The organism is Streptomyces sp. NPDC026589, from assembly GCF_040638385.1.
In the GTDB taxonomy this organism is placed as follows: domain Bacteria; phylum Actinomycetota; class Actinomycetes; order Streptomycetales; family Streptomycetaceae; genus Streptomyces.
Genome location: NZ_JBEZYG010000032.1, coordinates 36,720 through 58,822, shown reverse-complemented (window position 1 = coordinate 58,822; position 22,103 = coordinate 36,720). Strand labels below are relative to the sequence as shown.

Here is a 22,103-nt window from a genome sequence, read left to right as displayed (position 1 = left end):
GGGCGGCGCGACTGCCTGTTCGAAAGCAAGGGATGCAAGGTGACGGACGGAGCAGATGTGGAGACCGCCCGCGTGCTCGTGGCGGCGGACAAGTTCAAGGGCTCGCTCACGGCCGTGCAGGTCGCGGAGCGGGTGACGGCCGGGCTGCGGCGCGTCGTCCCCGACGTGCGGGTGGAGACCCTGCCGGTCGCGGACGGCGGCGACGGCACGGTCGCGGCGGCGGTGGCCGCCGGATTCGAGCGCCGCGAGGCGCGGGTGACCGGACCTCTCGGGGACCCGGTGACGGCGGCGTACGCGCTGCGCGGGTCCACCGCCGTGGTGGAGATGGCCGAGGCCTCGGGCCTCCAGCACCTGCCCGACGGGGTGTTCGCCCCGCTCACGGCCACCACGTACGGCTCGGGCGAGCTGCTGCTGGCCGCCCTGGAGGCGGGGGCGACGACGATCGTGTTCGGGGTCGGCGGCAGCGCCACCACGGACGGCGGCGCGGGCATGCTCGCCGCGCTCGGAGCACGCTTCCTGGACGCGGACGGCAAGCCCGTGGGCCCCGGTGGCGGCCCTCTGGCGGAGCTGGCCGAGGCCGACCTCACGGGGCTCGACCCCCGGCTGGCGGACATCGACCTGGTCCTGGCCAGCGACGTGGACAACCCGCTGACGGGGCCCAAGGGAGCGCCCGAGGTGTACGGCCGCCAGAAGGGCGCGAGCGAGGAGGACATCGCGGTCCTCGACGCCGCCCTGGCGCACTACGCCTCGATCCTGGGCCCGGACACGGCGGCCCTGCCCGGCGCGGGCGCGGCCGGCGGCATCGGCTACGGGGCGCTCGTCGCTCTCGGCGCCCGCTTCCGCCCCGGCATCGAGGTGATGCTCGACGTGCTCGGCTTCGCCCCCGCGCTCGCCCGCGCCACCCTGGTCATCACGGGCGAGGGCTCGCTCGACGAGCAGACGCTGCACGGCAAGGCCCCGGCCGGGGTCGCCGCCGCCGCGCGCGCGGCCGGGATCGAGGTCGTCGCGGTCTGCGGCCGGCTCGCCCTGCCCCCGGAGGCCCTGGAGAAGGCGGGCATCCGCCGCGCCTACGCCCTGGCCGAGCTGGAACCGGACCCGGCGGTGTCCATGGCCCAGGCCGGGCCGCTGCTGGAGCGGGCTGCGGAGTCGATCGCCCGGGACTTCCTGCTGCGCTGACGCGGAGCGGTCGTCCGCGGACCACGGTGCGTGGATCAGGTGTGAGCGGCTCAGGCGTACCGGCTCAGGCGTACGTGGAGAGCACAGGGGGACAGGGAGGGGCCCGGGGACAGACGCCGGGCCCCTCCCGCACACCGGGCCACCGCTCCCCGTACCGCGCCCCCGCCTCACGGCGGCGCCGACCACAGCCTCAGCACGTCCAGCGCCAGCACCAGGTCGACCAGCTCACGCGGCCGGGACAGCGAGCGCGCGGTCAGCCGCTCCAGCCGCCGCAGCCGGTTGAACACCGTGTTGCGATGACACCGCAGCCGTACCGCGGCCCGCCCCACCGAACCCCCGCACTCCAGCCACACCTCCAACGTCCCCACCAGCACCGCACGCTCCGCCGGAACCAAGGCCAGCAGCGGACCGAACACCTCCGCGAGGAGCCGGGCCGACAGCTCCGGGCCGCTCACCAGCAGGGCCGTCGGCAGCCGCTCGTCGAGCCGTACGATCTCCCGGCTGCCGGGCGCGCACGTCAGCAGCGCCGTGCCCGCGAGCCGCCGTGCCGAGCCAAGCTGCCCCGGCGATCCCACCACCGGACTCATGCCTCCCGGCCCCGCACCGTGCTCACCGAGCCGCGCCACCGCCCCGGCCGGACCCGCCGCACCCAACAGCACCACCGCGACGTCCCCGTCCCCCGCGCCGCACCACCACCAGCGCGCCCCGTCCGCGTCCGCGCCCTCCGCCACCGCGGCCTCCGGCACGGGCGCGCCCAGCACCACCACCGCGTAACGCCCCCGTTCCGGCAGCCCGAGGCCGCGCGCCGCACGCTCCACCAGGTCCGGCGGCGCCCCGCCCGCCAGCAGCGGGCCGAGCAGCGCCCCGTACCGCGCCCCACACCGCATCCGCCGCTCCGTCCCCCGGTCCGGGCGTTCCTGATGACCGATGAGGATGCCAGCGGCCGGACGGGCGGGCGCCCGCCCGTCACCGCGTCTGTGCGCGTGCACAACGAGGTCCTTCGTTCGCTGGTCGTCCGCATCGAGTCGGTCCCGCGCCGTGGACGCACGTCCCACCCGGTGCTGGTCTGTGGCACCACCCCCACCAACCGGACGACACGACGAGCACGACACGACGAGCACGACAAGGCGGAAGGAGGAGGACGCATGGCAACGCTAGAGATCCGCGGGCTGTCCGTCGGCTACGGCCCGGTCCGGGCGCTGCGCGACATCTCCGTCGATGTGCCGGACGGCGGGATCACCGCCGTACTCGGCGGCAACGGCGCGGGCAAGACCACGCTGCTGCGGGCCGTTTCGCGGACCCTCGGCTTCCACCGGGGGACGGGCAGCGGAACCATCCGGTTCGACGGCCGCCCCCTGGAGGGGCTGCGGCCCGCCCAGGTGGTGGCCGCCGGAGTGGTCCAGGTGCCGGAGGGCCGGCAGGTCTTCGCCCGGATGACGGTGGCCGACAACCTGCGCGCGGGAGCCCTCGGGGCACGCGGCGGACGCAAGGGGGCGAGCACCGCGCTGGCCCGGGTCCACGAGCTGTTCCCGGTGCTCGCCGACCGCGCGCACCAGCGGGCCGGGCTGCTGTCCGGCGGCGAGCAGCAGATGCTGGCGATGGGCCGCGCCCTGATGGCGGGGCCCCGCATCCTTCTGCTGGACGAACCCTCGCTCGGCCTCGCCCCGCTGATGGCGGCCAGGATCGCCGAGACCGTGCAGGAGATCAACGCGGCCGGCACCTCCGTCATGCTCGTCGAGCAGAACGCGGCGATCGCGCTGCGGCTCGCCTCCACGGCGTACGTCCTCGACGTCGGCGAGGTCGCCCTGTCCGGGCCCGCCGACGAACTCGCCGCGTCCGACGAGGTCCGCCGCCGCTACCTCGGCGTCGTCGACGAGGACGCGGCGGCGGACGCCGACCCGGCCGCCCGGACCCGCCGCACCCTGAGCAGGTGGTCCGCGTGACCACCACCGCCACGGTCTCCGCGCACAGCACGACGGCCGCGCTCGCCGTCGAGGACGTCACCGTCCGATTCTCGGGGCTCACCGCCCTGGACGGCGTCTCCTTCACCGTCGAACCCGGCAGTGTGCACGCCGTCATCGGGCCCAACGGCGCGGGCAAGTCCACCTGCTTCAACGTCCTGTCCGGCGTCTACCGCGCCACCTCCGGACACGTCCGCCTCGGCGACACCGAACTCACCGGACTCCCGCCGCACACCATCGCGGGCCTCGGGGTCGCGCGCACCTTCCAGAACCTGGCGCTGCCCCCGCACGCGACCGTCGCCGACAGCCTCCTGCTCGGCCGCCACCGGCTGACCCGCTCCGGGTTCGTCGCCACCGGCCTGCGGCTGCCCTCCGCCGCCCGGGAGGAACGACGCCACCGCGACCGGGTCCGGGAGATCGCCGAATTCATCGGCCTGGAAAGGGAGTTGGAGCGCCCCGCCGGATCACTGCCGTACGGGCAGCAGAAGCTCGTCGAGCTGGGCCGCGCCCTGTGCATGGAGCCGAAGGTCCTGCTGCTGGACGAACCGATCGCCGGGATGACCGCGACCGAGCGCCGTCGCACCGCGGCCGTCGTGGCCGACGTACGCGACAGCCTCGGCATCTCCATCGTGCTGGTCGAGCACGACATGGGGGTGGTGATGCGGCTCGCGGACGCGGTGACCGTACTCGACTTCGGACGACGGATCGCCGGGGGCACCCCCGCCGAGGTCCAGAACGACCCGGCCGTCGTCCAGGCCTACTTGGGAGCACCTCAATGACCACCTTCGTCGAACTCCTCCTCGGCGGCCTGTCGATCGGCTCGGTCTACGCCCTCATCGCGCTCGGGTTCGTCGTCATCTTCAAAGCCACCGAAGTCGTCAACTTCGCCCACGCGTCCCTGTTGTTGGCGGGCGGTTACGTCACCGCCGTGCTCCACGACGACATCGGGTTCTGGCCCGCGCTGCTCGTCGGGATCGCGGGGGCGGCGACCGTCGGGGCCGGCATCGAGTTCTTCGTGATGCGCCGCTACCGGGGAAGCGACCACAGCGTCCTGGCCATCGTCACCATCGGCGTCGACATCCTCCTGATCACCGAACTCACCCGCCGGATGGGCACGGACGTGCTCGCCCTCGGAGACCCCTGGGACAACGAGGTCGTCACGGTCGGCGGCATCACCCTCGCCCAGACCCGGATCGCCGCGTTCCTCGCCGCCGGGCTGCTGATCACGGTGTTCCTGCTCGCCTTCCGCTACACCTCGTGGGGCGTGTCGATGCGGGCCGCCGCCGAGAACCCGCAGACGGCGGCGCTCATGGGCATCAAGCTGGGGCGGGTCTCGCTCGCCGCCTGGGCGGTCGCCGGAGCGCTCGCCGCCGTCGCCGCCCTCTTCCTCACCGTGTTCCCGACCCCGGGCCTGGAGCGCGCCACCTCGCTCGCCGCGCTCAAGGCGTTCCCCGCCGCGATCCTCGGCGGGCTCGACTCCACCACCGGGGCGCTCGCCGGGGGACTCATCGTCGGCGTCACCGAGTCGCTCGCCACCGGCTACCAGAGCGACCTCGCCTTCCTCGGCCGGGGCATCGGCGACCTGGCGCCCTACCTGGTGATGGTGGCGGTCCTGCTCATCCGGCCCGCAGGCCTCTTCGGCACGAAGGAGCTGGCCCGTGTCTGACACCACCGCCGAAGCCGCCGCCGCTCCCGAAGCCCCTGCCGCACCGGCCCCCGCGCCCATCCGCGCCGAGGGTCTCACCGACCGGCTGCGCCGCCCCCGTACGTACGCCGTCCTCATCGGCTCCCTGCTGCTCCTCGTCCTCCCCTTCTACCTGGACCGCTTCTGGCTCCAGGCCGGACTGTTCGCGATGGCGGCGGCGATCGGCGCCATCGGGCTCAACCTGCTCACCGGCGCCACCGGGCAGCTCTCCATGGGCCACGCGTTCTTCCTCGCCGTCGGCGCGTACGGCTACTGCGTCCTGGCGGGCGAGAGCAGCACGGAGAACGGCCACACGCTGACCGGGCTCGGGCTGCCCACCTGGCTGGCCGCGATCCTCGCCGTGCTGCTCGCCGGAGCGGCGGGCGGGCTCTTCAGCCCCATCGCCGGCCGGCTGCGCGGCGCCTACCTCGGTATCGCGACCCTCGCGCTGATCTTCATCGGGCAGCACGTCCTGTTCAACGCGGGCTCGCTGACCGGCGGTTACAACGGCCGGGCCGTACCACCGCTGTCCGTCTTCGGGTTCACCTTCGACGACACCGAACTCGTCGTCGCCGCCGTGCCGTTCGGCTCCTCGGAGAAGCTCTGGTACGCGGGCCTGGTCGTGCTCCTGCTGAGCGCGCTGTTCGCCCGGGGGGTGCTGCGCGGCCGGCCCGGACGGGCCATGAACGCCATCCGCGACCACCGGATCGCGGCCGGGGTGATGGGCGTGCCCGTGGCCCGCTACCGGGCCGGGGTCTTCGCCCTGTCCTCGATGTACGCGGGCCTCGCGGGCGTCCTGCTCGCCCTGGTCTTCCAGCGGACCGTGCCCGAGTACTTCGGCATGATCCTCTCCCTCGAATACCTCGCCATGATCGTCATCGGCGGGCTCGGCAGCGTCGGCGGAGCCGTGATCGGCGCGGCCTTCGTCACCCTGCTCCCGCAGGTGTTCACGCACTACAGCGACTCCCTGCCGCTGGTCTCCGCCCCCGGCACGGGCGGGCTGGCGCCCGGTGAGGCGTCCCGCTACCTGTACGGCGCCGCGGTGGTCGCGGTGGTCCTGTTCCTGCCCGGCGGCCTGGCCCGGCTCGGCCTCGTCCGCAAGAAGCCGGCGGCTCCGAAGAAGCCAGTGGCTCCGAAGAATCCAGGGGAGAAGTCATGAAACTCAGAGTGCTCACGGCCGTGGTCGCGACCCTCGCCGTCACCCTCGTCGGGTGCAGTGGCAAGGCGACCGACGGCAAGGCGACCGAGGAGGGCGAGGGCGGGATCAAGACGGGCCCCGGGGTCTCCTCCTCGACGATCTCCCTCGGCGTGCTGACCGACATGACCGGCGTCTACGCCTCACTGGGCAAGAGCGTCACCCAGGCGCAGCAGCTGTGGGTCGAGCAGACGAACAAGGAGGGCGGCATCTGCGACCGGAAGATCGAACTGACGGTCCGCGACCACGGCTACGACCCGCAGAAGGCGATCGCCGCGTACACCGAGCTGGAGCCGGAGGTGGTGGGCTTCGCCCAGTTCATCGGCTCCCCGTTCGTCGCCGCCGTCGAGCAGCGCGTCGACGGCCAGGACAAGGGCCTCGTGCTGCCGCAGGCCTGGTCGGCGAATCTGCTGGGCTCCCCGTACATCCGGGTCATCGGCGCCACCTACGACGTCGAGACGATCAACCTGATCGACTATCTCCTCGCCGAGAAGCGCATCGCCGAGGGCGACAGGATCGGTCATGTGTACTTCGAGGGCGACTACGGCGAGAACGCGCTCGTCGGCTCGAAGCACGCTGCGAAGGAGTCCGGTCTCACCGTCGTCGAGCAGAAGATCAAGCCGACCGACAACGACATGACGGCCCAGGTCGCCGCCCTCAAGCAGGCCGGGGTCAAGGCCGTGATCGTCAGCGCGGGCCCGCGCCAGGCGGCGTCGCTCGTCGGCGTCGCGGCGGCCACCGGCTTCGCCGTCCCGGTCGTCGGCAACAACTCGGCTTTCGCCCCGCAGCTGCTGAAGACCCAGGCGGCCCCCGCACTGCTCAAGGACTACTACGTCGCCGCCTCCACGCTCCCCATCGGGGACCCGGGAGACGGCCCCGCCAAGCTCGCGAAGGAGTACGCCGCCCAGTACCCGAAGGACGTGCTCGACAACGGCGTCGTCGCCGGGTACACGGCGGCCTCCCTGTTCGGCGAAGCCCTGTCGAAGGCCTGTGACGACAAGGACCTCACTCGCGAGGGCATCGGCAAGGCGCTGCTCACGATCAAGGGCTACGGAACCGAGTTCGGGGTCACCCACGACTTCTCCGACCCCGCGGCGCCGTCCACCCGGGAGAGCGTCATCATGAAGCCGGACGCCACGGCCCCCGGTGGTCTGAAGGTCATCCGCCCGGCGTCGGTCTCGCCGGCGGCGAAGTCCTTCCCCCTGAAGTGACACGCTGAGCACGGGCGTGGGTCGGACCGTCACCTCCTACACCGGTGACGGCCCGGCCCACACCCGTGTCCAGGAGGTGACGGATGTCCCCGTCCACCCCGCTGATCAGTGGCGCCGCCTCGTCGTACGAGACCGGCGCCTCGCGCGCCGCGTCCGTGCCGGTCGCGCCCAGGGCAGCCACCGGCAGCGGGTCCGGGTCCTCGGTGAACCGGCGCGCGGGAAGGTGAACGCCGGACATGAGGGACGACCGCGGATGGCCGGTTCTCGACCATCGGACGTGAGCGGGAATCGGTGGTGGCGCGGCGCCTGTGGGGGCTCCGGCTTCGGGCGGCCGCTCTTCCGGGACTCATGATCGGCGGAAAAATGGTCTGTACCACATGGATGGGCCGGTGATTAGCTCATTCCGGACCCCGCGCCTCCGGGCCAGGTCAGCCCAGCCTCCGAACCGTCCTGGCCCATACCACCCGCCCGCCGAGCCGCCCGCAACCCTCCGGAGGAACCGTGCCCACCGCCGCACCCCCGCCCTGGCGCACCGTCGTCATCTCACCGCACTTCGACGACGCCGCCCTCTCCCTCGCGGGACTGCTGCCCACCCTGCCCGGCCCCCTCGCGGTGGTCACCGTCCACGGCGGCTCCCCGGCCCCCGGCCTCCCGGTCTCGGGGTGGGACGCCTTCTGCGGGTTCAGCTCCGCCGTCGAGGCGTACCGGGCGCGGCGGGCCGAGGACGCCCGCTCCTGCGAGCTCCTGGGGGCCGAGCAGGTCCTCGTCGACCACCCCGACAACCCGTACGTCGGTGAGGGCGACGAGCCCGTCGGCCTCGACCCTCTGCTGCGCTCGCTGGCCCCCGGCACCCGGGTGCTCGTACCGCTCGCCACCAACCAGCCGGACCACGAGGCGGTCCGGCTGCGCACCCAGCGCGTCCTCGCCGCGGCCGGGGCCCCCGAGCCCTGGGTGTACGCCGACCTGCCCTACACCGGACACCTTCCCGAATGGGGCACCCCCGGGGCGGGCGAGGCACTGGCCGCGAGCGAGGACCGGGGGCGCGCCTACCAGGAGCTGAACCGCACCCACCGGCTCACCGTCCGCCATGAGCTGGTGCTCTCCGACGAGCAGTGGGCGGCCAAGCGCGAGGCGGTCCTGTGCCATGCCTCCCAGCTCGCCGCGCTCGCCCCCGTCCACGGAGCGGTCCTGTCCCGGACGGGCCCGCTGCGCGCCGAGCTGATCTGGAGCCTGGAGCCCCGCGACGACGGCTGACGCGGTGCCGGGGAACGCTCGCGGGCCCGACCGCCGCGTCAGCACCGGGGAACGCGCGAGGGCCCCGGATGCCGGGGAGCATCCGGGGCCCTCGCCCTGTTTCGCGTATCCGCCGCTACGGCAGCTGTGCCGCCCGCGCCTCGCGCCGGTTGTCACGGAACGTGTTCACCCGTCGCGCCGTGGCGAACAGCGGGATCACCGCGCCGAGCACCACCTGGAGCGCGCAGCCGGTCTGGAGCAGCAGCTGACCGCCGGGCGCGTCGAACGCCCATGCGGCGAGCAGCCCCATCGCGGCCACGATCCAGCCGAGCATGGCCACCGCGAGGACGCCCCGCGGCTTGGGGTACTCCACCCGGCTCACCATCAGCCACGCCACACCGACGATCGCCAGCAGGGTGGGCGGGAAGGGCAGCTCCAGGAGCACGATCGAGACGACCGTCAGCGCTCCGAAGGGGCTCGGCATGCCCTGGAACATGCCGTCCTTCAGCGTCACGCAGGAGAATCTCGCAAGCCTGAGCACCACCGCCAGCAACACGACGATCGCCGCCAGTGCCGACACCCGCTGATGGGCGTCGTCGGCGACCATGCCGTACACGAGCACGAAGTAGGCCGGTGCGAGCCCGAAGCTGATGAGGTCCGAGAGGTTGTCCAGCTCGGCGCCCATCGGCGAGGAGCGCAGCTTGCGCGCCACGAGACCGTCGAACAGGTCGAAGATCGCGGCCATCAGCATGAGGATCACGGCGGTGGCGGCCGAGTGCCGGGCCATGCCCGTCTCGTCGCTGCCCGTGAGGTGCGGGATCAGAATGCCCGTGGTGGTGAAGTACACCGCCATGAATCCGCACGTCGCGTTACCGAGCGTGAGCGTGTCCGCTATCGACAGCCGCATGGAGAGCGGCATGTCCTCCGCGCCGTCGACGTCGTTCTCGTCGTCGGCCTCCGGCACCCAGCCGGCCTTGGTATCAGGATCAATCACGGTCAATTCGAGTCACCCCCGCGGTGGTGGCCTGACCGACCTCGACCGCGACATCGATACCCTCCGGGAGGTAGATGTCCACGCGCGAGCCGAAGCGGATCAGGCCGATGCGCTCGCCCTGCTCCACCTTCGTGCCCTCGGGGAGGTACGGCACGATCCGACGGGCGACCGCTCCCGCGATCTGCACCATCTCGATGTCGCCGAGCTCGGTGTCGAAGTGCCAGACAACGCGCTCGTTGTTCTCGCTCTCCTTGTTGAACGCCGGAACGAAGCCGCCCGGGATGTGCTCGACCGACGTCACGGTGCCCGCCAGCGGAGCGCGGTTGACGTGAACGTTGAGAGGGCTCATGAAGATCGCGACGCGGGTGCGCCCGTCCTTCCACGGCATGATGCTCTGCACCACACCGTCGGCCGGGGAGATGACCCGGCCGTCAGTGATCTCGCGCTCGGGGTCACGGAAGAACCACAGCATGCCCGCCGCGAGCGCGGTGGTGGGCACGGCCACTGCTGCCCAGCGCCCCGACTTGCGGGCGCGGGCCAGGCTGAGGGCTGCGGTGGCGACGGTCGGCAGGAGCCACGGCGATGCTCCGCGGGCGATGCGGACCCCGCCGCGGGATGCGGAGGAAGTGCTGTCGGGCATGGATGACCTTCGTAGCGGATGATGCCGCGCTGGCAACGGGGGACGGCGGCTTTCCGGCGATGCTATCGGTTGCCGGGCGCAACTGGGCAAGCCAGCAGCCGAGTCGGACGGCGGAAAGGCACCCGTCGAGGGTGACCCGGTGTGACGTTCTTCGCCACCAAATCACCCTGAAAGGTACAATCAACCCTGGAATCGGTACTCCTCCAAGAGGCGCCGGCCAATGATCATTTTCTGGATCTCGGCGGTACCTTCACCGATCAGCAGCATCGGTGCCTCGCGGTAGAGGCGCTCGATCTCGTACTCCTTGGAGAAGCCGTAACCGCCGTGGATACGGAAGGCGTCCTCGACGACTTCCTTGCAGTACTCGGAGGCGAGGTACTTCGCCATCCCTGCCTCCAGGTCGTTTCGTTCCCCGGAGTCCTTTTTGCGTGCCGCATTGACCATCATCGCATGAGCGGCTTCGACCTTGGTGGCCATTTCGGCCAGTTTGAACTGGATCGCCTGGTGCTGGGCGATCGGTTTGCCGAAGGTGTGGCGCTGCTGTGCGTACGAGACGCCCAGCTCGAACGCACGTTGTGCGACACCGCAACCACGCGCGGCGACATTCACCCGCCCGACCTCGACGCCGTCCATCATTTGGTAAAACCCTCGGCCGGTCGTGCCCCCGAGGACGCGATTGGCCGGAATGCGCAGGTCGTCCATGATGAGCTCGGTCGTGTCGACGCCCTTGTAGCCCATCTTGTCGATCTTTCCGGGGATGGTCAGCCCGGGCCGGACCTCTCCGAAGCCGGGCTCCTTCTCGATGAGGAAGGTCGTCATCGACTTGTGGGGCGCGGTGCCCTCCGGGTGGCCTTCGTCACTTCGGCAGAGTACGGCCACCAGATTCGATGTTCCGCCGTTCGTCAGCCACATCTTCTGGCCGTTGAGAACGTAGGCGTCGCCGTCCCTGACGCCCTTCGACGAGATCGCCGAGACGTCCGAGCCGAGCGCCGGCTCCGACATCGAGAAGGCCCCGCGCACCTCGCCCAGCGCCATCCGCGGCAGGAAGGTGTCCTTCTGTTCCTGGGTGCCGTGCTGCTTGAGCATGTAGGCCACGATGAAATGCGTGTTGATGATGCCCGAGACGCTCATCCAGCCGCGCGCGATCTCCTCCACGCACAGCGCGTAGGTGAGCAGCGACTCACCCAGCCCCCCGTACTCCTCGGGGATCATCAGCCCGAACAGGCCGAGTTCCTTCAGCCCCTCGACGATCTCCGTGGGGTACTCGTCGCGGTGCTCCAGCTGGGTCGCGACCGGAATGATCTCCTTGTCGACGAAATCCCGGACCGTGGCAAGGATTTCCCGCTGGATGTCGTTCAGACCGGCGGTCTGGGCGAGTCGCGTCATGGCTGCTTCTCCTGTGGCTTCACGCGGATGGCCTTAAGGCTTCACACAGTTACTTGGCGGGCGTCGGGCGGCCGGGCTGCTCTCCGCCGCGCTCCTTGACGTACGTCTCGGTGGGGACCATCACCTTGCGCCGGAACACGCAGACGACGGTGCCGTCCTGCTTGTAGCCCTTGGTCTCCACGTACACGATGCCGCGGTCGTTCTTGGACTTCGACGGCGTCTTGTCCAGCACGGTCGTCTCGCCGTAGATCGTGTCGCCGTGGAAGGTCGGCGCGATGTGCTTCAGAGATTCGACCTCCAGGTTGGCGATCGCCTTTCCGGAGACGTCCGGCACCGACATGCCGAGCAGCAGTGAGTAGACGTAGTTGCCGACGACCACGTTCTTTCCGAAGTCGGTCGAGCTCTCCGCGTAGTTGCTGTCCATGTGCAGCGGGTGGTGATTCATGGTCAGCAGACAGAAGAGGTGGTCGTCGTATTCCGTGACCGTCTTTCCGGGCCAGTGTTTGTAGACTGCACCGACCTCGAACTCCTCAAAGGTGCGTCCGAACTGCATGATCAGGCCTCCGGGGCTTCGAACTTGGAGGTGCGCCGCATTCCGGCGGCCCGGCCCTTGCCCGCGACCACCAGCGCCATCTTGCGGCTCGCCTCGTCGATCATCTCGTCGCCGAGCATCGCGGAGCCCTTCTTGCCGCCCTCCTCGGAGGTGCACCAGTCGTAGGCGTCGAGGATCAGCTCGGCGTGGTCGTAGTCCTCCTGCGAGGGCGAGAACACCTCGTTCGCCGCGTCGACCTGACCCGGGTGCAGCACCCACTTGCCGTCGAAGCCGAGGGCGGCGGCGCGGCCGGCCACCTCGCGGTAGGCGTCCACGTCACGGATCTGGAGGAACGGGCCGTCGATCGCCTGGAGGTCGTGGGTACGGGCCGCCATCAGGATGCGCATCAGGATGTAGTGGTAGGCGTCCGCCGGGTAGCCGGGCGGCTGCTGGCCGACGACCAGGGTCTTCATGTTGATCGAGGCCATGAAGTCGGCCGGGCCGAAGATCAGCGTCTCCAGGCGGGGCGAGGCGGCGGCGATGTCGTCGATGTTCACCAGGCCCTTGGCGTTCTCGATCTGCGCCTCGATGCCGATCCTCCCGACCTCGAAGCCCATCGTCTTCTCGATCTGGGTCAGCAGCAGGTCCAGCGCCACGACCTGCTGGGCGTCCTGGACCTTCGGCAGCATGATGCAGTCGAGGTTCGGCCCCGCGCCCTCGACGACCGTGATGACGTCCCGGTACGTCCAGTGCGTCGTCCAGTCGTTGACCCGCACGGCCCGGGTCTTGCCGCTCCAGTCACCGTTGTTCAGCGCGTCCACGATGGTGTGGCGCGCGCCCTCCTTGGCGAGCGGCGCGCAGGCGTCCTCCAGGTCCAGGAAGACCTGGTCGGCGGGGAGGCCCTGGGCCTTCTCCAGGAAACGCGGGTTCGAGCCCGGGACCGCGAGACACGAACGGCGGGGGCGCAGCCGGTTCACGGACGGGGTAGGCGTGGTCATGCGGGGACCTCCAGAGGGTCGAGCTTGTTCGCTTTCCGGATCTCGTCGACGATACGGCCGATGATCTCGGTGATGCCGAAGTCCTTCGGGGTGAAGACGGCGGCCACACCGGCTTCGATGAGTGCGGCGGCGTCGGCCGGCGGGATGATGCCGCCCGCGATCACCGGGATGTCCGGGGCACCGGCCTCGCGGAGCCGGCGCAGGACGTCGGGCACCAGCTCGGCGTGCGAGCCGGAGAGGATCGACAGGCCCACGCAGTGCACGTCCTCGGCGATCGCCGCGTCGGTGATCTGCTCGGGGGTCAGCCGGATGCCCTGGTAGACGACCTCGAACCCGGCGTCCCTGGCCCGTACGGCGATCTGCTCGGCCCCGTTGGAGTGCCCGTCCAGGCCCGGCTTGCCGACCAGCAGCCGCAGCCGTCCCACGCCCAGGTCGGCGGAGGTGCGGGTGACCTTCTCGCGGACCAGGGCGAGCGTGCTGCCCGGTTCGGCGGTGACCGCCACCGGGGCCGAGGAGACCCCGGTGGGCGCGCGGAACTCGCCGAAGACGTCCCGCAGCGCCCAGGACCACTCGCCGGTGGTGACGCCCGCGCGGGCGCACGCGACGGTGGCCTCCATCATGTTCTCGGTGCCGGCCGCGGCCTTCTTCAGCGCGGCCAGCGCCTCGGAGGCGCGCGTCTCGTCGCGGTTGTCCCGCCACTCGTGCAGGGCGGCCACGACGCGGGCCTCGTTCTCGGGGTCGACCGTCATGATCGCGCCGTCGAGGTCGGCGGTGAGCGGGTTGGGCTCGGTGGACTCGTAGATGTTGACGCCGACGATCTTCTCCTCGCCGCCCTCGATCCGGGCCCGCCGTGCCGCGTGCGAGGAGACCAGCTCCGACTTGAGGTAGCCGGACTCGACGGCCGCCATCGCGCCGCCCATCTGCTGGATCCGGTCGATCTCCGCCAGCGACTCCTCGACCAGCGAGTCCACCTTGGCCTCGATGACGTGCGAACCGGCGAAGATGTCCTCGTACTCCAGCAGATCGCTCTCGTGCGCCAGTACCTGCTGGATCCGCAGCGACCACTGCTGGTCCCAGGGCCGGGGCAGCCCCAGCGCCTCGTTCCAGGCCGGCAGCTGCACGGCGCGGGCGCGGGCGTCCTTGGAGAGGGTGACGGCCAGCATCTCCAGGACGATGCGCTGGACGTTGTTCTCCGGTTGGGCCTCGGTCAGGCCGAGGGAGTTGACCTGGACGCCGTAGCGGAAACGGCGCTGCTTGGGGTCGGCGATGCCGTACCGCTCACGCGTGACGCGGTCCCAGATACGGCCGAAGGCGCGCATCTTGCACATCTCCTCGATGAAGCGGACGCCCGCGTTCACGAAGAACGAGATCCGGGCAACCACGTCCCCGAACTTCTCCTCGGGCACCTGGCCCGAGTCGCGGACCGCGTCGAGCACCGCGATGGCGGTGGACATGGCGTACGCGATCTCCTGGACCGGGGTGGCCCCCGCCTCCTGGAGGTGGTAGCTGCAGATGTTGATCGGGTTCCACTTGGGGATGCGGTCGACCGTGTACGTGATCATGTCCGTGGTCAGCCGCAGCGAGGGCACCGGCGGGAAGACGTGCGTCCCGCGCGAGAGGTACTCCTTCACGATGTCGTTCTGCGTGGTCCCCTGGAGCCTGTCGGGGTCGGCCCCCTGCTCCTCCGCGACCACCTGGTAGAGCGCCAGCAGCCACATGGCGGTCGCGTTGATCGTCATCGAGGTGTTCATCTGCTCCAGGGGGATGTCCTGGAACAGCCGCCGCATGTCACCGAGGTGCGAGACGGGAACACCGACACGGCCCACCTCGCCGCGGGCGAGAATGTGGTCCGGGTCGTATCCGGTCTGCGTGGGCAGATCGAAGGCGACCGAGAGACCCGTCTGGCCCTTGGCGAGGTTGCGGCGGTACAGCTCGTTGGACGCCTCGGCGGTCGAGTGACCGGCGTACGTCCGCATGAGCCAGGGCCGGTCCTTCTGACGTTCGTTCATCGGAGAACCTCAGACGTTGCGGAAGCGGTTGATGGCGTCGATGTGCTGCTCGCGCATGTCCTGGTCGCGCACGCCCAGGCCCTCGCGGGGGGCCAGGGCGAGGACGCCGACCTTGCCCTGGTGCAGGTTGCGGTGGACGTCGTACGCGGCCTGGCCGGTGTCTTCCAGGGAGTAGACCTTGGAGAGCGTGGGGTGGATCTTGCCCTTGGCGATCAGCCGGTTCGCCTCCCACGCCTCGCGGTAGTTGGCGAAGTGGGAGCCGATGATCCGCTTGAGCGACATCCACAGGTAGCGGTTGTCGTACTCGTGCATATAGCCCGAGGTGGAGGCGCAGGTGGTGATGGTGCCGCCCTTGCGGGTGACGTAGACCGAGGCGCCGAAGGTCTCGCGGCCGGGGTGCTCGAAGACGATGTCGATGTCCTCGCCGCCGGTGTACTCGCGGATGCGCTTGCCGAAACGCTTCCACTCCTTGGGGTCCTGGGTGTGCTCGTCCTTCCAGAACCTGTAGCCCTCGGCGTTGCGGTCGATGACCGCCTCGGCGCCCATGGCCCGGCAGATGTCGGCCTTCTCGGGGCTGGAGACGACACAGATCGGGTTGGCGCCGCCGGCCAGGGCGAACTGGGTGGCGTAGGAGCCGAGTCCGCCGCTGGCGCCCCAGATCAGCACGTTGTCGCCCTGCTTCATGCCCGCGCCGTTGCGCGAGACGAGCTGGCGGTACGCGGTCGAGTTGACCAGGCCCGGGGACGCGGCCTCCTCCCAGCTGAGGTGCTGGGGCTTGGGCATCAGCTGGTTGGACTTGACGAGCGCGATCTCGGCGAGGCCGCCGAAGTTGGTCTCGAAGCCCCAGATCCGCTGCTCGGGGTCGAGCATCGTGTCGTTGTGGCCGTCGGAGGACTCCAGCTCCACCGACAGACAGTGCGCGACGACCTCGTCGCCCGGGTTCCAGGCGTTCACGCCGGGGCCGGTGCGCAGGACGACGCCGGCCAGGTCGGAGCCGATGACGTGGTACGGCAGGTCATGGCGCTTGGTCAGCTCGCTGAGTCGCCCGTAGCGCTCCAGGAAGCTGAACGTCGACACCGGCTCGAAGATCGAGGTCCAGACGGAGTTGTAGTTCACCGAACTGGCCATCACGGCGACGAGGGCCTCGCCGGGGCCGAGTTCGGGGACCGGGACGTCGTCCAGGTGGATCGACTCGCGCGGGTCCTTGTCGCGGGTTTCGAGCCCCGCGAACATCTCCGCCTCGTCCTTGTGCACGGTGATCGCGCGGTAGGACTCGGGGAGGGACAGGGCCGCGAAGTCCGCGGCGGTGCTGTCCTCGGATTGGATCGCGTCCAGGATTTCCTTCACGGTGTTGCCTCCGGTGATGCGGCGTCGAGGGAACGCTTGAGGGGCCCTGCTGGCAGGGGGGGGGAGCGGTGTGGAGGTGGTTGCCGTCGGTTCGGCGGGTGGAGCTCGGCTTTGCCCGGTGGAGCAGAAGGGTGCCTGTGACGCAGGCGTCCGGGCGCGCAGCACGGTGGTTGCGGGGACAGCCGGCGTACGTGTGAGGTCTCAGCACGCCGACCGCCCGGACTCCTTCAACGTATGGCACTCCGTGACACCTGACAAGGCACCCAGTGCCAATAATTTCCCTCACTTGTCATCCCGTGGGCACGCATGAGCAACACGATGGGCGTTACGGGACGTTCTGTCCTGCTGGCAGGCGGTTACCCGGCCGGGCGGTACACATACGGCGTCGTCGTGCCGAGCGCCGCGAAGCCGAGCCGGACCAGGATCGGGGCCGACATGTCCGTCGCGTCGACCTGGAGGTAGCGGTAGCCGCGCTCGGCGGCCACGGCGGCCCGGTGGGCGACCAGGGCCCGGTACAGGCCCCTGCCGCGCCACTCGGCGACCGTTCCGCCGCCCCAGAGCCCGGCGAAACCCGTGCCCGGGTACAGCTCCATACGGGCCGAGCTGACCGGCTCCCCGCCGGCCATCGCCACCAGCGCCACGAAGTCGTCCGGAGCCCGCTCCAGCCGCGTCAGCACCTGGTGGCGCAACCGGCCCGCGTCCGTACCGAACGCCCGCTCGTGGGCCAGCGCCATCAGCTCGGCCCCGGCCGCGTCGGTCACCGGGCGCAGGGTGACGCCCTCCGGCAACCCGGCCCCGGGCATGGAGGTCAGCGTCTCGACCGGGGCGACCAGCAGGGTCTCCGGCGGATCCGGTACGAAACCGGCCGCCCGCAGCCGGTCGCCCAGGTCGGCCGGCCGGTCATGGGAGTAGAGCTTCCACTCGAACTCCCCGTGGCCGAGCGCGGTGTAGTGCCCGATCTGGGCCCTGATCGCCGCGTCGGCCCCCGTGGCGTCCAGCTCCGGGTCCGACCAGACGATCCCGTTCCAGTCGTCCGGGCCGCCGACCTGGCGCACCAGGGGCCCGGCGCGCTCCACGCGTACGCCGGGCCCGTCCGGGCGGGCGTGCTCGCGCATCGCGCGGTCGTACAGGTCGCGTACTTCGTCGGTTCGCATCCGCGCACCTCAGCACAGCGGCGATCGGCGAACCAACGGATTTCGGCCCCGCTCGCCCGGGCCGGTGTTCCCGGACGCGTCGAAAGCCCAGCTCGGGGCAGGTGTACGAGACCAAGTGATCTTGAAGTGGACAGAGAGCAGGGGTGGGGCGCCGATGGGGATACCGATACGCAGACGGAGCGACCGGCAGGGGGGTACTGCCTTCGACCTCCGGCGCACCACGTTCGGCTTCGCCCTGCTCGCCCTGGTCCTCGCGGGCGGGGGGCTGGCCCTGCGGGCGGCCTGGCGGAGCGCCGGCCGCCACCCGGTCGTCGCCGTGCTCCTGGCCGCCCTGGTCCTCGTCGCCGCCTTCGTGGTGCTGCGCCGCCGTCGTCGGGCGCGGCGGGTCGCGGAGACCGTCACGGATGCCGCTTACGGGATCGTCGACGCGGGTCTGGCGGAGCTGGACGCCGCGGAGGAGGCCCGCGCGGAAGCCCGCGAAGAGGGCCGGGCCCGGGATCGCGCGGCGCCCCCGGAGGCCGCCGAGCCGGTCGACCACGCGGAGCTGGACCCGTACGCCTTCGAGGAGGCCGTGGCCGCACTCTGCCGACGCGACGGCTGCGCGGACGCCGAAGTGGTGGGCGGCGCGGGCGACCTCGGCGCCGACGTCCTGGCCACCACCCCGGACGGTCGCCGCCTGGTCGTCCAGTGCAAGCGCTACGGGCCGGGGAACCGGGTCGGCTCCCAGGACCTCCAGCGCTTCGGCGGCACCTGCTACGCGGTCCACGAGGCGGATGTAGCACTCGTCGTGTCCACCGGAGGCTTCACCGAACCCGCGCTCGACTACGCGGAGCAGTGCGCCATCCTCTGCTACGGCCCCGAGGAACTGGCCGCCTGGAGTGAGGGCACCGCGCCGCCGCCCTGGGAGGCGGCGGCGGAGGTCGCCGCCGAGCAGGACGCCCGGCTCAGCGGTCCTTGAGCGCCTGCTGGATCGTCCGCATGACCTCGTCGAGGGGGGCGTCGGTGCGCGCCACCGCGACGAGCACCTCGCCGTCCGCGGCCACCGTCGCGGCCGGGGCGCGCTCGGGCTCGGCCCCTGCGGTCCGGCCCGCTCCGATGCCCGTGCCGAAGGTGTCGCGCACGATGGCGAAGGCGCGGTCGAGCTGGGCCTCCACATCGCCCTGCCCGCCCGCCCGCAGCCAGCGGCGCAGCACATGGTTGTGCGCGGTGACCACGGCGGACGCGGCGACCTCGGCGAGCAGCGGGTCGTCGTTGCCCACATGGTGGTCGCGCTCGTCGAAGTGGCCCAGGAGATAGCGGGTGAACAGCCGCTCGTAGCGGGCCACCGACGCGATCTCGGCCTCCCGGAGGGTCGGCACCTCACGGGTCAGTTTGTAGCGGGCCACGGAGACGGCGGGCTTGGCCGCGTACATCTTCATGACCTCTTTGATGCCCCGGCAGACGGTGTCGAGCGGGTGCTCGTGCGCGGGGGCGGCGTTGAGAACGGCCTCGGCCCTGACGAGGGTGTCGTCGTGGTCCGGGAAGATGGCCTCTTCCTTGGAGCGGAAGTGGCGGAAAAAGGTCCGCCGGGCGACGCCCGCGGCACCCGCGATCTCGTCGACGGTGGTCGCCTCGTAGCCCTTCGTCGCGAAGAGCTCCATCGCGGCGGCGGCCAGTTCACGGCGCATCTTGAGCCGTTGGGCGGCGGCGCGCGTCCCCGCGGTGGTGGTCTCCGGGGCGTCGGTCGCGGCGGTGGCACGGGGTGACTTGGCGGGCTGGGACATGGCATGAACGTAACGCATCGGTGCAGGAGAGTGCGCCTGCGGGGGCGGACCGCCGGAGGGTCCCAGCAGCCCGCCCCACCCGGCTCCCGGGTCAGCGACGGGCATATTCGCGGAAGCCGCGCCCCGTCTTGCGGCCGAGGCACCCTGCGGCGACCAGGTGCTCCAGCAGAGGGGCGGGGGCCAGGCCGGGATCGCGGAACTCCTTGTGGAGCACCTTCTCGATGGCCAGCGAGACGTCCAGGCCGACCACGTCGAGCAGTTCGAACGGGCCCATCGGGTAGCCGCCGCCCAGCTTCATCGCCGCGTCGATGTCGTCCAGCGAGGCGTAGTGCTGCTCGACCATCTTGATCGCGTTGTTGAGGTACGGGAACAGCAGCGCGTTCACGATGAAACCGGCCCGGTCCCCGCAGTCCACCGGATGCTTGCGGATCTTCGTGCACACCGCGCGGACCGTGGCGTGCACGTCGTCGGCCGTCAGGACGGTGCGGACCACCTCGACCAGCTTCATCGCGGGCGCCGGGTTGAAGAAGTGCATCCCGATCACGTCCTCGGGGCGCGCGGTCGCCCGGGCGATGGCGACGACCGGCAGCGAGGAGGTGGTGGTGGCGAGCACCGCGCCCGGCCGGCAGACCTTGTCCAGCGCGGCGAACAGCTGCCGCTTGACCTCCAGGTCCTCGGCGACGGCCTCGACGGCGAGGTCGACCCCGGCGAACGCGTCCAGCGAACCGGCGGCCGTGATCCGCGCCAGCGTCTCGTCCCGGGCCTCCGCTGTGAGCCGCCCCTTGGCCACCGAACGCTCCAGCGACTTCGCGATCCGGCCCCGGGCGACGTCGGCCTTCTCCTGGGACCTGGCGGCCAGCACCACGTCGTACCCGGCCTTCGCGAAGACCTCCGCGATCCCGGAGGCCATCGTCCCCGAGCCCGCGACGCCGACGGACGCCACATCGCGCCCGGCTCCGGAGACGGCGTCCGCCGCCGGGGTCAGCGCGTCGGGCACCACGTCCTGGCCGCCCGGGGCGTCGTACGTGTAGAAGCCGCGCCCGGCCTTGCGGCCGGTCAGGCCCGCGCTGCTGAGCTGGCCGAGGACGGGGGCCGGGGCGTGCAGCCGGTCGTGGGACTCGGCGTACATGGCCTCCAGGACGGTGCGGGCGGTGTCGATGCCGATCAGGTCCAGCAGGGCGAGGGGCCCCATCGGCAGCCCACAGCCCAGCTTCATCGCGGCGTCGATGTCCTCGCGGGAGGCGTAGTTCGCCTCGTACATCGCGGCGGCCTGGTTGAGGTAGCCGAAGAGCAGCCCGTCCGCGACGAACCCGGGCCGGTCGCCGACCGCGACGGGCTCCTTGCCCAGCTCCCGGGCGAGCGCGGTGACGGCCTCGACGGCGGGCGGCGCGGTCAGCACCGAGGAGACCACCTCGACCAGCTTCATCGCGGGCGCCGGGTTGAAGAAGTGCAGGCCGAGGACGCGCTCGGGGTGCTGGGACTCGGCGGCCAGCCGGGTCACCGACAGGGCGTTGGTGCCGGTGGCGAGGATCGCGGTGGGGGAGACGATCGCGTCGAGCTCCCGGAACACCAGCTGCTTGATCTCGTAGGTCTCGGGCACCACCTCGATGACCAGCTCGGCATGGGCGGCGGTGCCGAGGTCGTCGGACGTACGGAACCGGGCCAGCGCGTCGGTCCGCTCCTGCTCGGTGATCCGGCCTCGGCGCACGGCCCGCGCGGTGGACGCTTCGAGGGAGGCGACGGCCCCCAGGGCGGCCGCCTCGCTGATGTCGATGCCGATGACCTCGCGGCCCGCCAGGGCCAGGACCTCGGCGATGCCGGTGCCCATGGTGCCGAGGCCGACGACGGCGATGGTGGAGAGAGAGGTGTCCATCAGGGGACTCCAGGGTGAGTGACGACTGGGGGAGCACGGAACGCGCGACGATGAGGGAGCGGCGCGTGGCGTACGGAAGCTGCGTGTCGTGGAGCACGGGGCCGTCGCGCGGGGAGCGCGCCCGGCCGTGGGGTGACGGACCCTGTCCCGGGGTCGCGTCGCACGGAGAAGCCGAACCGACAAGCTCTCCGGATGGCTGCGTCACCAGGCCACCGGAGCCTGCGGGGAGTGTGTCCCGCTCAGATGAGAGTAACTGGCGAGTAACGAGCGCGCCACCCCTGGGTCGTTGTGCCCTGGGCCACATGAACTCCTCGATGCCACCCCGTACGGAGCGTGTCCGTCGATACGCTGAGCGTCATGGATGAGGAGTTCCGTTCACTCATGGATCGGCTGGAACCCGAGGCGGCCGGCTCGCCGCAGTACGCCCGGCTCGTCGCCGCCGAGGACCCCGAGGAGCTGGCCCGGGTCCTCGTGGAGCCGCACCGCCCCCTCTGGGCCCGCGAGATAGCCGCCTTCCGGCTCGGCTGCTCGGGCGACCGGCGGGCCTTCGAGGCGCTGGTGCTCCTGCTCAACCACCGCGACCCCGAACGCTGCGTCTCCGCCGCCCACGCCCTGGCCCGGCTGGACGACCCGCGCACCCCGAGGGCGGCCGCCGCCCTCGCCACGAACGCCCTGCGCACCGCCTACGCCCTGCACCCCGTGCGCCTGCTGGCAGACCTGCGGGCCCCCGAGTCGGTCCCCGCCCTGGTCGCCACCCTCCAGCGCCTGCTGGCCCCCGGCGATCCGCACTGGCGCGTCGCCCTCGCCTGCGTCGAGGGTCTCGGCCGCCTCGCCGCCGAAGAGGCCCGCCCGGTCCTCACGGCGGCCCTGCCGCACCCGCGCCTCGGCACGGCCGCGGCCCAGGCGCTGAGGCGGTTGCCGGGGGAGTGAGCGGGCGGACGGCCCGT

The 22,103-nt window shown here is 71.4% G+C and carries 21 protein-coding genes; 10 read left to right on the top strand and 11 right to left on the bottom strand.

The genetic code is table 11. The annotated features are described in order from the left end of the window. The first annotated feature begins 57 nt into the window (after positions 1 to 57). Positions 58 to 1,176, top strand: coding sequence for a glycerate kinase (locus AB0F29_RS36720; RefSeq protein WP_361881929.1), 1,119 nt, complete (start codon positions 58 to 60; stop codon positions 1,174 to 1,176). A gap of 167 nt (positions 1,177 to 1,343) precedes the next feature. Here the strand turns inward: AB0F29_RS36720 and AB0F29_RS36715 are convergent, their stop codons facing one another. Further along, positions 1,344 to 2,063: a helix-turn-helix domain-containing protein gene (locus AB0F29_RS36715; RefSeq protein ID WP_361881926.1), complete on the bottom strand. Its 720-nt coding sequence runs from the start codon at positions 2,061 to 2,063 to the stop codon at positions 1,344 to 1,346. A gap of 258 nt (positions 2,064 to 2,321) precedes the next feature. Between AB0F29_RS36715 and AB0F29_RS36710 the strand changes: the two genes are divergently transcribed. The 7 genes from AB0F29_RS36710 (at position 2,322) to AB0F29_RS36680 (ending at position 8,481) form a co-directional block, all read left to right on the top strand. Next, on the top strand, positions 2,322 to 3,119 hold the full coding sequence (locus AB0F29_RS36710) for an ABC transporter ATP-binding protein (protein WP_361881854.1): 798 nt from the start codon (positions 2,322 to 2,324) through the stop codon (positions 3,117 to 3,119). Continuing rightward, on the top strand, positions 3,116 to 3,916 hold the full coding sequence (locus AB0F29_RS36705; protein WP_361881851.1) for an ABC transporter ATP-binding protein: 801 nt from the start codon (positions 3,116 to 3,118) through the stop codon (positions 3,914 to 3,916). The genes AB0F29_RS36710 and AB0F29_RS36705 overlap by 4 nt, the downstream gene beginning before the upstream one ends. Continuing rightward, on the top strand, positions 3,913 to 4,803 hold the full coding sequence (locus tag AB0F29_RS36700; RefSeq protein WP_361881848.1) for a branched-chain amino acid ABC transporter permease: 891 nt from the start codon (positions 3,913 to 3,915) through the stop codon (positions 4,801 to 4,803). The genes AB0F29_RS36705 and AB0F29_RS36700 overlap by 4 nt, the downstream gene beginning before the upstream one ends. After that, a complete protein-coding gene (locus AB0F29_RS36695) occupies positions 4,796 to 5,980 on the top strand; it encodes a branched-chain amino acid ABC transporter permease (RefSeq protein WP_361881845.1) in 1,185 nt (394 codons plus the stop codon). The genes AB0F29_RS36700 and AB0F29_RS36695 overlap by 8 nt, the downstream gene beginning before the upstream one ends. Next, positions 5,977 to 7,227, top strand: a complete 1,251-nt coding sequence (locus AB0F29_RS36690; protein ID WP_361881842.1) for an ABC transporter substrate-binding protein — start codon at positions 5,977 to 5,979, stop codon at positions 7,225 to 7,227. Before AB0F29_RS36695 ends, AB0F29_RS36690 begins: the two co-directional genes overlap by 4 nt. Before the next feature lie 83 nt (positions 7,228 to 7,310). Next, a complete protein-coding gene (locus tag AB0F29_RS36685; protein WP_361881941.1) occupies positions 7,311 to 7,454 on the top strand; it encodes a hypothetical protein in 144 nt (47 codons plus the stop codon). A gap of 274 nt (positions 7,455 to 7,728) precedes the next feature. After that, a complete protein-coding gene (locus AB0F29_RS36680; protein WP_361881839.1) occupies positions 7,729 to 8,481 on the top strand; it encodes a PIG-L family deacetylase in 753 nt (250 codons plus the stop codon). 115 nt (positions 8,482 to 8,596) lie between these two features. Here the strand turns inward: AB0F29_RS36680 and pssA are convergent, their stop codons facing one another. The 8 genes from pssA to AB0F29_RS36640 all read right to left on the bottom strand — a co-directional run bounded on the left by pssA (position 8,597) and on the right by AB0F29_RS36640 (position 17,520). Continuing rightward, entirely contained in the window at positions 8,597 to 9,424 is an 828-nt protein-coding gene (gene pssA / locus AB0F29_RS36675; protein ID WP_361881923.1) for a CDP-diacylglycerol--serine O-phosphatidyltransferase, read from the bottom strand. A gap of 22 nt (positions 9,425 to 9,446) precedes the next feature. Continuing rightward, the gene (locus tag AB0F29_RS36670) at positions 9,447 to 10,094 is read right to left on the bottom strand and encodes a phosphatidylserine decarboxylase (protein WP_003965076.1); all 648 of its coding nucleotides are present in this window, start codon (positions 10,092 to 10,094) and stop codon (positions 9,447 to 9,449) included. Positions 10,095 to 10,274: 180 nt separating this feature from the next. Beyond that, complete coding sequence (locus AB0F29_RS36665) at positions 10,275 to 11,480, bottom strand: acyl-CoA dehydrogenase family protein (protein WP_361881836.1); 1,206 nt, start codon at positions 11,478 to 11,480, stop codon at positions 10,275 to 10,277. Between the two features lie 49 nt (positions 11,481 to 11,529). Beyond that, positions 11,530 to 12,033, bottom strand: a complete 504-nt coding sequence (locus AB0F29_RS36660; protein WP_361881832.1) for a MaoC family dehydratase — start codon at positions 12,031 to 12,033, stop codon at positions 11,530 to 11,532. A 2-nt stretch (positions 12,034 to 12,035) separates the two neighbouring features. After that, entirely contained in the window at positions 12,036 to 13,010 is a 975-nt protein-coding gene (locus AB0F29_RS36655; protein ID WP_361881829.1) for a CoA ester lyase, read from the bottom strand. Next, on the bottom strand, positions 13,007 to 15,019 hold the full coding sequence (locus AB0F29_RS36650; protein WP_361881826.1) for a protein meaA: 2,013 nt from the start codon (positions 15,017 to 15,019) through the stop codon (positions 13,007 to 13,009). Before AB0F29_RS36650 ends, AB0F29_RS36655 begins: the two co-directional genes overlap by 4 nt. 9 nt (positions 15,020 to 15,028) lie before the next feature. After that, positions 15,029 to 16,366, bottom strand: a complete 1,338-nt coding sequence (ccrA, locus tag AB0F29_RS36645; RefSeq protein ID WP_361881823.1) for a crotonyl-CoA carboxylase/reductase — start codon at positions 16,364 to 16,366, stop codon at positions 15,029 to 15,031. Between the two features lie 356 nt (positions 16,367 to 16,722). After that, entirely contained in the window at positions 16,723 to 17,520 is a 798-nt protein-coding gene (locus AB0F29_RS36640) for a GNAT family N-acetyltransferase (RefSeq protein ID WP_361881820.1), read from the bottom strand. A 154-nt stretch (positions 17,521 to 17,674) separates the two neighbouring features. On the opposite strand from AB0F29_RS36640, the gene AB0F29_RS36635 reads away from it, so the two are divergent. Then, complete coding sequence (locus AB0F29_RS36635) at positions 17,675 to 18,478, top strand: restriction endonuclease (RefSeq protein WP_361881817.1); 804 nt, start codon at positions 17,675 to 17,677, stop codon at positions 18,476 to 18,478. Here the strand turns inward: AB0F29_RS36635 and AB0F29_RS36630 are convergent. Next, the gene (locus tag AB0F29_RS36630) at positions 18,465 to 19,283 is read right to left on the bottom strand and encodes a TetR family transcriptional regulator (RefSeq protein ID WP_069752978.1); all 819 of its coding nucleotides are present in this window, start codon (positions 19,281 to 19,283) and stop codon (positions 18,465 to 18,467) included. The genes AB0F29_RS36635 and AB0F29_RS36630 overlap by 14 nt on opposite strands. Positions 19,284 to 19,374: 91 nt before the next feature. Further along, entirely contained in the window at positions 19,375 to 21,156 is a 1,782-nt protein-coding gene (locus AB0F29_RS36625; RefSeq protein WP_361881814.1) for a 3-hydroxybutyryl-CoA dehydrogenase, read from the bottom strand. Positions 21,157 to 21,489: 333 nt separating this feature from the next. On the opposite strand from AB0F29_RS36625, the gene AB0F29_RS36620 reads away from it, so the two are divergent. Next, positions 21,490 to 22,086: an adenylosuccinate lyase gene (locus AB0F29_RS36620; RefSeq protein ID WP_361881811.1), complete on the top strand. Its 597-nt coding sequence runs from the start codon at positions 21,490 to 21,492 to the stop codon at positions 22,084 to 22,086. Positions 22,087 to 22,103: the final 17 nt, after the last annotated feature.

Coding starts and splice junctions, on each gene's coding strand:
- AB0F29_RS36660 (WP_361881832.1), bottom strand. CDS start 12,033: ATGCAGTTCGGACGCACCTTTGAGGAGTTCGAGGTCGGTGCAGTCTAC.
- AB0F29_RS36640 (WP_361881820.1), bottom strand. CDS start 17,520: ATGCGAACCGACGAAGTACGCGACCTGTACGACCGCGCGATGCGCGAG.
- AB0F29_RS36655 (WP_361881829.1), bottom strand. CDS start 13,010: ATGACCACGCCTACCCCGTCCGTGAACCGGCTGCGCCCCCGCCGTTCG.
- AB0F29_RS36625 (WP_361881814.1), bottom strand. CDS start 21,156: ATGGACACCTCTCTCTCCACCATCGCCGTCGTCGGCCTCGGCACCATG.
- AB0F29_RS36670 (WP_003965076.1), bottom strand. CDS start 10,094: ATGCCCGACAGCACTTCCTCCGCATCCCGCGGCGGGGTCCGCATCGCC.
- AB0F29_RS36685 (WP_361881941.1), top strand. CDS start 7,311: ATGTCCCCGTCCACCCCGCTGATCAGTGGCGCCGCCTCGTCGTACGAG.
- AB0F29_RS36630 (WP_069752978.1), bottom strand. CDS start 19,283: ATGTCCCAGCCCGCCAAGTCACCCCGTGCCACCGCCGCGACCGACGCC.
- AB0F29_RS36690 (WP_361881842.1), top strand. CDS start 5,977: ATGAAACTCAGAGTGCTCACGGCCGTGGTCGCGACCCTCGCCGTCACC.
- AB0F29_RS36715 (WP_361881926.1), bottom strand. CDS start 2,063: ATGCGGTGTGGGGCGCGGTACGGGGCGCTGCTCGGCCCGCTGCTGGCG.
- AB0F29_RS36710 (WP_361881854.1), top strand. CDS start 2,322: ATGGCAACGCTAGAGATCCGCGGGCTGTCCGTCGGCTACGGCCCGGTC.
- AB0F29_RS36650 (WP_361881826.1), bottom strand. CDS start 15,019: ATGAACGAACGTCAGAAGGACCGGCCCTGGCTCATGCGGACGTACGCC.
- AB0F29_RS36700 (WP_361881848.1), top strand. CDS start 3,913: ATGACCACCTTCGTCGAACTCCTCCTCGGCGGCCTGTCGATCGGCTCG.
- AB0F29_RS36635 (WP_361881817.1), top strand. CDS start 17,675: ATGGGGATACCGATACGCAGACGGAGCGACCGGCAGGGGGGTACTGCC.
- AB0F29_RS36665 (WP_361881836.1), bottom strand. CDS start 11,480: ATGACGCGACTCGCCCAGACCGCCGGTCTGAACGACATCCAGCGGGAA.